Below are 1,070 nucleotides of genomic sequence, written 5' to 3' on the forward strand. Positions count from 1 at the left end.
CTACACCGGCAGCGTCTCCAAGTCCCTGGCCCCGGGCATGCGCCTGGGCTGGCTGATCGCGCCGCGCGCGCGGCACGCCGACCTGGTCACCGCCAAGCACGCCAGCGACCTGGGCAACCCGGCGCTGCCCCAGCTGATCTTCGCCCACCTGCTGGCCGGCGGCGACTACGAACGTCACCTGCGCTCGGTCCGCCGCCGGCAGGTCCGCCGCCGCGATGCCCTGCTGCACGGCCTGCGCGAGCACGTGCCCCATGCGCGCGTCGAAGGCGTCGCCGCCGGGCTGCACCTGCTCATCACCCTGCCCGGGCCGGCCGACGACACCGAGCTGGCGCGCCGCCTCGAGCAGGACGGCGTCCGCGTCCACCCGCTCTCCTGGCACCGGCTGCTCGACGGGCCGCCGGGTCTGGTGCTGGGCTACGCCGCCCTGCCCCCGGACCGCCTGCTGGAGGCGGCCCGCCGGATGGGACGCGTGCTGGGCGCTCAGCGCGCCCGATAACGGGTACGGCTGCCGAAGGTCCGGTCCTCCAGCTCGACCCAGGCCAGCTGCGGCGATGGCTTACGAGGTGGAGGTCGAGCGGACGTTCGGCGAGCTGGCCGCGGTGGCGCCGTCAGTCGAGCAGGCTGCTGTAGTCGGCGATGGTCAGCGGGGTGTCGGCCAGCGAACCGTCCGAGCGCGGCACCCACAGCGGCGCGCCGTCCGCCAGGAAGGACACCGTGCCCACGTCCGGCAGGCTGGTCAGCGTGCAGACGATCTGCCCGAACGCGAGCACCTCGTCGCTGCGTACCCCCGGCCCGGCCCGGTCGCCCAGGGTGACGGTGGCGCGCCGGCCGGCCAGGTCGATCCTCGTCACGGTCGTCGTGGTCAGCGCGCTGGACAGGCCGTCCTCGCTCTCCTCCGCGGTCGGGCCGGCCAGCAGGGCGTCGAGCTGCTGGGCCGGGGTCAGCGGCGCGGGCACCCGGCGCGGCACCCGCACGAGCCGGCCGTCGCGGACCAGGTAGAGCCGCAGCACCGTCGAGCCGGCCACCTGCGCCGCCGGGCTGCCGGACCGGTCCACCGGGCCCGAGGCGCC

At 76.4% G+C, this 1,070-nt stretch carries 2 protein-coding genes; one reads left to right on the top strand and one right to left on the bottom strand.

Annotated elements, in window-relative coordinates; translation table 11 throughout:
- A partial coding sequence (locus AB0C29_RS49975) for an aminotransferase class I/II-fold pyridoxal phosphate-dependent enzyme (protein WP_360835632.1) occupies nucleotides 1-496 on the top strand: 496 nt, incomplete at its 5' end.
- Between the two features lie 112 nt (nucleotides 497-608).
- Here the strand turns inward: AB0C29_RS49975 and AB0C29_RS49980 are convergent.
- A partial coding sequence (locus tag AB0C29_RS49980; protein WP_360835634.1) for a GerMN domain-containing protein occupies nucleotides 609-1,070 on the bottom strand: 462 nt, incomplete at its 5' end.

The organism is Actinoplanes sp. NPDC048791 (genome assembly GCF_040650095.1).
Taxonomy (GTDB): Bacteria; Actinomycetota; Actinomycetes; order Mycobacteriales; family Micromonosporaceae; genus Actinoplanes.